Origin of the sequence: Anaerotruncus rubiinfantis (assembly GCF_900078395.1) — a bacterium.
GTDB classification, from domain to species: Bacteria; Bacillota; Clostridia; order Oscillospirales; family Ruminococcaceae; genus Anaerotruncus; species Anaerotruncus rubiinfantis.
In genome coordinates this window covers 566753-573044 of sequence record NZ_FKLA01000008.1, presented here as the reverse complement: position 1 = coordinate 573044, position 6292 = coordinate 566753, and the positions used below count along the sequence as shown (strand labels likewise).

Sequence of the window (6292 nt, the reverse complement as noted above, 5' to 3'; positions counted from 1 at the left end):
CAGCCCCCGTCACGCTCCCAAACAATGGCTTTGACCTTTGGCGGGATATCACATGCTTTAGACATCCTGCTCATTGGTTCCACTCCCGTTTCATCCGGGCCAGTTCGTCCGGCGTCGCCGTTTCAATTCCCTGCTCCTTGCAGTCAAATACCACCAGATCAATCAAGCGGGTCATTTGCGCTGAATCATAGGACGACGAACCGTAATATTCGGCAATTTCCAGATATCCCGGAACTGCCGAAGGGCCAACCAACTCACTGATCCATCCCATTCCGCGCGCCTCCCAGCGCTTTTTGCGTGACGCGACATCCCCAGCCTTCACAAGCACAATGTCGAAGTTGTCCCCGATTTCCCGAATGTATTCACGGTAAATCTCATTCTTTGGAATACCGGTCACTGCCGCCAGCTTCCCGCAGAGTGTCCAGAAGTAGGCGTTTGCATCTAAGGATCTCTTTTCCCTGAATTTCTTAATCTCTGCGACGTATAGTTCACCGGGATTTATTTCCCCACAAAGTACCCGCGCTGGTAAACGGAAGGCTGGGGGAATTCTAAGCATCAGCCACATCCCGGTAGTATCCTGCTGTGTCCGCACATCATCAAACTTGATCCGTTTCATTGCGCCGCCTTGTCCGGTTTGCCTTTCAGCGCAGGGAGAATAAACTTGTAACCGGCAAAGGTCAAATCCTCAATCCGTTTATAGCTATATCCCAGTTTCTTATTTATGTAATCAAGCATGCCTTGTACATTCCAGCCCGTGCGCTGTAATTCAAAAGAAAGCTCGTTGATCTGATCTATTGTGACCTTATCGCGCATATCCTGCTTTTTCGGTTCCTGCTTTCCTACCGGAAATACCTGTTTGCCCTTGTCGTCCACGATTACAACCGAACGAATTGCGCCGTCATCGTCGTAGGAAATGCTTTTCACTGAAAATCGTGCGAATGTGTTTTCCAGCTCATACCGTGGTTTTCCACTGCCTTCCACCTTTTTCGTTGGCACATTCAGGAAGATGAACGGCGCGGTATAAAGTTCCCTCCCAATTCCCCATTTAAACCCCGCCCGCTTGAATGCGTCCGATGCCTCTCCCTTTTTCTGGTTTCCTTCATCGTCCTCCCGGCTTTCAATACCGCAATCGGTCTTTCCGATCCACTCGCCGGTTTCAGGATTCCGCACCTTGATCGTACAGTAGAGGTTGCCCTTGATCTCGCGGTACTCGTCCTGCCAGTTTTCCGGTCCGGCGCATTCATCCAATATTTTCATATCCGTTCGGGCGGTCTTGTAGAGCAGCGCGATCGCGCCATTTGCCGTAACTTTTTTAACCTTAACTTCAATGTCATCGGCTCTCAGCCGTGGAATTGTTTTTTGAAACAACACCTTAATCCTCCTTTACGTCTAAAACGACCCCGCTTTTCATGCGTGATCCTTTACAAAACCGATCCAGTCATCCGACTGGGTGACAAAGGCTCTTTCCCATTCCTTCAACTCTTCTCCGCCGACCGATGCGGATTCCAAAAGGTATATCCCCTGCAAGACCCGCAGCCGGTCAGTGCGTTCGAGATTGTGAAACCACCAGTTCAAATAAAGGTCGTCGCTGTCAAGTGGGATGTTCTCGATTTCTATGTAGTGTTTCGCATTTTCGTTCAGGTAGAGTTGCCCATACTCCGGGAAAAGATCGTCGCAGTAGTCGGCTATGCAGTCCCGGCAGACGGTAGCCTTGCCGATCTCGACCGTTTCATATTCCGGTACATCTTCCCCGCAGCGGGCGCATTTCGTCATTTTCGGTTCCCGCAATTGTACATCGTACCTATCTGCACCGATCAGCATTCCGTTTTCCTGCACTTGACTTCACCAGCCTTCACTTGATACCCTGATCGGCAGAATGATTCCGCATTCTTCTCCATAAAAGGACTTTACATAAATAGGATCAAGCGGATTGCCAGTTGTTAAAAACATGCACTCCTTCGAAAAGGAATCCAGATATTCCTTATTGACGTAAACCGCGCATTCGCTCCCATCTTCCGGGGTGAGTTTTGCAATCGTTACCTTTTCATTCCTTGACGAACGAAAACTGTTCACGCGAACTACGGTCGTGGCCTTCTCTCTTACGAGGTCGATATAGCTCCCAATGTCGTACGGCCTGAATATGGCTGGATTGAAAATAAATGTGTTCTTTCGGAATGCATAGACAACATATCCATTTGTTACCCAATACGCCTTTTCTTCTTCATAAATTGCGGGCGGCTGGTTGTCGCTCGCAAGAAGCTGATAGATCATAGCCAGAGCTTTTCGATTTATGTACTTCACTTTTTTCAATGACACTTGACTTTCCGCCTTTCTATGTTTACAATGGGGTTAAAGGTATTTTCTTTGTTCGCTCTGTCGAGGTGCCAGCCTCGCAGGGCGTTTCTTTTTTATCCACGGTATCAGGCTCTCCATAATCGCCGCGCTGACTGCCAGATACAGACACCACGCCGCGAAAAACATCATCCAAAACAATCCGTCCGCCGTCATGCTTGTCCCCTCCTTTTCTGCCGCCGCTCCCGGTTTTTACGAATCACTTCTTCCCGGTGTGCCGCGTAATATTTTCGGTGATGCTCCGTCCGATCCTCCCAATGCCTTTTCCGGGATTGCCGATCCCGCTCACTCTGTATCTTGCGTTCGTTTTCTTCACAGGGAAGTGTATCCGCCGGATATGGGCAGGTCAGACAGGAGTATTCATTCTTGTAATGGTCGCAGAGCTTCATGTGAGATCAACTCCTTGTCCATCAGGTCAGCACAGCGTTTCAGGTATTGCGCCTGCGTCATTCCCAATGTCCTGCACTGCTCCTGAATGCGGTTTGCAAGCCCCTCTGTGAGCCGCACGGAGAATTTTAATATCCCTGTGCCCTTCCCGCTTCTGCGCGTCTCACGGGGCTTTACGGGGTCGATAAGGTCATAGTCCCAATCTTCACGGTCGTAGAGCGCTCCGGTTTTGCAGCAGTGAAATTCACACAGGGCTTTCATCTGCTCCGGCGTGGGGTTCGCTTTGCCGGTTTCGTATCGGGAGTAGTCCGGGACGCGAATTTTCAGGGTGCGGGCAAGTTCTCTTTGCGGGCGCTGTCCGCGTAGTTTTTTTAGGTAGTTCACTTTCACCATCCTTTTTCTTTTGGGGTGCTTGTCCGTCAAGTCTCTTGCTTCTCAAAATCTTCGCATGAAACATTTTTAAGGCATATCATTTCGCTGCATTCGTGCATTCCGCCAAAAGGGATATATACATTCCATTTTCGCCTTGCCCCGAACTTGCAAACCTCGCAAAACTTCTGTTCTTTACAGACCTTTACCACGTTTTTCAGGGAGTTGAGATTACCTTCTAGCGACCTTGCTTTAGCTGTTAACTCGTCGTTTTCCTTTTCAAGTGTTTTGTATTTTTCTGCGAGCGCTTTCCCAGCGGCTTTTAACCTTTCGTTTTGAGTTCTCAGGGATTTCCAAAACATGTTGCTCTCCTTCCAGCCATTTGATCTTTGCTTCCTGTTCCTGCCTATCCTGCCATTCGGTTTGCAGACGGATAAACAGCTTTGATACATTCATCATGCCGTGGATTCTTCCTTGATCTTCTCCAAGAATCCATGTCGGACAAGACATTCCGCGAAAAGCCGCATTGTGTTTGGGTATGGCTCGCAGTCTATGAGCTCTTCACGTAAAACCTTCCCGGTTTTCAAGTCCAGCAAAACCCTGATTTTCTTTGTGTACACATCGGGTTCCATACAGCTTTCCGTTCCCACTTTCTTCACCTCTCAATCTTTAGGACGGCTGCGATCAGATCCGCGATTCGCTCGTTATCGCCGTTGTATGTGCCGCACATGAACTTGCGCATTGTGCCATAATTGATTCCGGCTTTTTTCGCGATATCGCGATAGGTCAATTTTTGCAGCCGCTTTTGACGGTCAATTTCAGCCAGAAAGTAATCTGATACGATGGTAAACACCTCCTTTTTGTTGTCATCGCCCACGCTGCAATAAAGTTGCCGTAAAGACATACCGCGCACCACACGGTATCCGCACGTCATTTAAAATCTTGTTGACGCATAAGCGGGTTAACCACGCCCGCGAAGCAGACGAAAACACTTGGCCCGTGAGATCGTGCCTTTGCGGCAGCTTTATTGCAGCGTAAACGGGTTTTCTCACAATCTGCGCAAATGTTGCTTTTATTTTTGTGAGAAAAGCTATTGAACGACCGCGAAAAACATGTTATTCTGTAAGTGCCAACCAACTGAATAACCGCTCCAGTGAGGGGCTTGGTTTTTTGTGGGGTTTAATAGCTTAGTTATATTATAGTTCTCCAAATCGAACCAGTCAAGAGTTTTGGTACGATTTAGAGAACTTTAGCTGTATGAACAATTATTTTCAACAAATGTAGTAAAAATGACGGAGGCTTGAAGCATGGAAAATTCTTTGGTCGGAACTCCTTTTGAATCGTTCCTTGAAATGCAAAGAAGTATTAAGGCGGGGGAAGTTCGGGTAATATTTAGCAGTTATGCTAGATCACGCATGAACGATGCCGCTTGCTATCTCAGTAAAAACGCAAGACTTTTAATGTTTTTACCTTATTTATGCTCCATCGGTTTTTTGTCCGTAGCAATATTTGTCTTAAAGCTCTCATGGGTCTACATCTCATTTTTTCTTCTTTCAATCATCGTTACCGTCTTTTATCACGAAGGCCTAATTTCCCTATCGGTTGTCTTGGTGCTTTCTTCTATCTGTTTATTTGTTTCTGCACCCAATTGGATGCTGTGTATGTTCATATCTGTTTTAGGGGCCATGATTGGAGTTAATGTGTGGTGGAGTAAGGTAAGAAAAATACTATATTCATCTGTATTATTTGACGCGAACTTGCTACAAGAATTGTTTGAAAGCGGCGTTCTCGCTTTAAAAGATCCACAGGGGAATTTTATTATGAGACATATCGAAAGCGTTAGATAACTTTGGCAATTTTTCTCTTGAATCTATTCGAAACTAAAATGAATCAATGATAGCGAAATGGCGGGAGGGCATATCCATGACAAAATGTTGGAAGTGCGGAGCTGACAATGACGATGATTATCAATTTTGTAAAAGCTGCGGGCAATATCGTTTTGCCGGAAAAGGCTATCTGATTATTAACCAATCTGGCAAAGCTCGATTTTTAAAGTTTCGAACCTTTATGTTAATATTGCTTCTAACCGTCGCGGCCTTTGGCTATATCCTGTATTTAAACAACTATAATTACGCTGCCGCCGAAAACTATTATTTTCTCGCCACAGATTTACAAAACCAATTAGACCCCTTGCAAAAAGAATGTGACGAGTTGTCCCAGGCCAACCGCGATCTGTTAGATTCTATCTCTGTGATGTATACCGCCGAAGAGGTCGAATCTTTGCGGCAGGTTTTCCGGGATGAAATGATAGAAGATTTAAATTGGCGAGATCAAAACGGAGATTTAATTACCACGGAAGAACAATATTGGAAATATTCTGATTGGTTTGCAAAAAATATAAACTTCATGGGATAACGCAAAAAAGGACGGTGTAATCATGTCTATTCCTTTAATCTATATATCGGTTTGCATAACTGCTTCTGTGGCTTCAATTGCAACGGTAAGCAGAGGCGCATTTTTTAGCCAGGTGGTTAAATTTATTCTGTCTGTCCTATCGATTATAGTTTTAATAGCTATGGCGATTGTAGCGACAATAAACTTTTCCTGGGTTCATATTTTGGGACTTGTTGCGACTTACTTGGGGTCATTATGGATTGTCTCTTTTGTGTGGGTATCCATATTCTATAGGCATAAATGAAAAGCCCCGCCGAAGCGGGGCCAGGGGTGACAGAATGTATCTTGACAAAACATACTATTCAATTTTACAAACAATATCAGATGAAAATTTAGCTTTCCCTGACATAAAGGAAAGGTTTCCAAAAGTAGACGAATTAGAGTTAAAGGAAATTTTATATGCGCTTGAAAAGGCCGATTACATTAACCATCATTTTAACGGGGATGCTTCCGTCATACGGAACGGTTCGACATTTTCGATTTCTCTTGAAGGAAAGCATGCAATAATGGAATACCTAGAAAATCTGCATTCTGCAAAGATACAAGAAAAATCATCTAGAGATTCTAGCGTTGCCGCGAAGGCGGGTGTTATGTGCTGCATATTAACAGCAATAAGTGTATTAATCGCGGCGCTAGGATTGTTAAAAACAGCACTTGGAATATGATCATCACAATATTAATTGTGGTAATGATTGTAGCGAATACCATATTTTCCGTGTCGCTTCGTTCA

11 protein-coding genes are annotated in these 6292 nt (G+C 45.3%); 3 read left to right on the top strand and 8 right to left on the bottom strand.

What is annotated here, in order from left to right:
- Positions 1-70 precede the first annotated feature (70 nt).
- The 8 genes from BN4275_RS05260 to BN4275_RS05225 form a co-directional block, all read right to left on the bottom strand.
- Entirely contained in the window at positions 71-616 is a 546-nt protein-coding gene (locus BN4275_RS05260; RefSeq protein ID WP_066454944.1) for a hypothetical protein, read from the bottom strand.
- Positions 613-1368, bottom strand: a complete 756-nt coding sequence (locus BN4275_RS05255; protein ID WP_079988084.1) for a hypothetical protein — start codon at positions 1366-1368, stop codon at positions 613-615. Before BN4275_RS05255 ends, BN4275_RS05260 begins: the two co-directional genes overlap by 4 nt.
- 39 nt (positions 1369-1407) lie before the next feature.
- A complete protein-coding gene (locus tag BN4275_RS05250; protein WP_066454941.1) occupies positions 1408-1821 on the bottom strand; it encodes a hypothetical protein in 414 nt (137 codons plus the stop codon).
- 21 nt (positions 1822-1842) lie between these two features.
- Positions 1843-2310 (bottom strand): hypothetical protein, encoded by a 468-nt coding sequence (locus BN4275_RS05245; RefSeq protein WP_161940184.1) that lies wholly within the window; start codon positions 2308-2310, stop codon positions 1843-1845.
- A gap of 39 nt (positions 2311-2349) precedes the next feature.
- Positions 2350-2508 (bottom strand): hypothetical protein, encoded by a 159-nt coding sequence (locus tag BN4275_RS17225; protein WP_154018832.1) that lies wholly within the window; start codon positions 2506-2508, stop codon positions 2350-2352.
- 204 nt (positions 2509-2712) lie between these two features.
- On the bottom strand, positions 2713-3123 hold the full coding sequence (locus BN4275_RS05240; protein ID WP_161940183.1) for a helix-turn-helix domain-containing protein: 411 nt from the start codon (positions 3121-3123) through the stop codon (positions 2713-2715).
- A 35-nt stretch (positions 3124-3158) separates the two neighbouring features.
- Positions 3159-3470 (bottom strand): hypothetical protein, encoded by a 312-nt coding sequence (locus BN4275_RS05235; RefSeq protein ID WP_066454932.1) that lies wholly within the window; start codon positions 3468-3470, stop codon positions 3159-3161.
- 293 nt (positions 3471-3763) lie between these two features.
- Complete coding sequence (locus BN4275_RS05225; protein WP_066454925.1) at positions 3764-4012, bottom strand: hypothetical protein; 249 nt, start codon at positions 4010-4012, stop codon at positions 3764-3766.
- Positions 4013-4415: 403 nt separating this feature from the next.
- On the opposite strand from BN4275_RS05225, the gene BN4275_RS05220 reads away from it, so the two are divergent.
- The 3 genes from BN4275_RS05220 to BN4275_RS05210 all read left to right on the top strand — a co-directional run bounded on the left by BN4275_RS05220 (position 4416) and on the right by BN4275_RS05210 (position 6227).
- The gene (locus BN4275_RS05220; RefSeq protein WP_066454923.1) at positions 4416-4955 is read left to right on the top strand and encodes a hypothetical protein; all 540 of its coding nucleotides are present in this window, start codon (positions 4416-4418) and stop codon (positions 4953-4955) included.
- Between the two features lie 76 nt (positions 4956-5031).
- On the top strand, positions 5032-5523 hold the full coding sequence (locus BN4275_RS05215) for a zinc ribbon domain-containing protein (protein ID WP_066454920.1): 492 nt from the start codon (positions 5032-5034) through the stop codon (positions 5521-5523).
- 317 nt (positions 5524-5840) lie between these two features.
- Entirely contained in the window at positions 5841-6227 is a 387-nt protein-coding gene (locus BN4275_RS05210; protein ID WP_066454918.1) for a hypothetical protein, read from the top strand.
- The last annotated feature ends 65 nt before the right edge of the window (positions 6228-6292 follow it).

Coding starts and splice junctions, on each gene's coding strand:
- BN4275_RS05260 (WP_066454944.1), bottom strand. CDS start 616: ATGAAACGGATCAAGTTTGATGATGTGCGGACACAGCAGGATACTACC.
- BN4275_RS05250 (WP_066454941.1), bottom strand. CDS start 1,821: ATGCTGATCGGTGCAGATAGGTACGATGTACAATTGCGGGAACCGAAA.
- BN4275_RS17225 (WP_154018832.1), bottom strand. CDS start 2,508: ATGACGGCGGACGGATTGTTTTGGATGATGTTTTTCGCGGCGTGGTGT.
- BN4275_RS05235 (WP_066454932.1), bottom strand. CDS start 3,470: ATGTTTTGGAAATCCCTGAGAACTCAAAACGAAAGGTTAAAAGCCGCT.
- BN4275_RS05225 (WP_066454925.1), bottom strand. CDS start 4,012: ATGTCTTTACGGCAACTTTATTGCAGCGTGGGCGATGACAACAAAAAG.
- BN4275_RS05220 (WP_066454923.1), top strand. CDS start 4,416: ATGGAAAATTCTTTGGTCGGAACTCCTTTTGAATCGTTCCTTGAAATG.
- BN4275_RS05215 (WP_066454920.1), top strand. CDS start 5,032: ATGACAAAATGTTGGAAGTGCGGAGCTGACAATGACGATGATTATCAA.
- BN4275_RS05210 (WP_066454918.1), top strand. CDS start 5,841: ATGTATCTTGACAAAACATACTATTCAATTTTACAAACAATATCAGAT.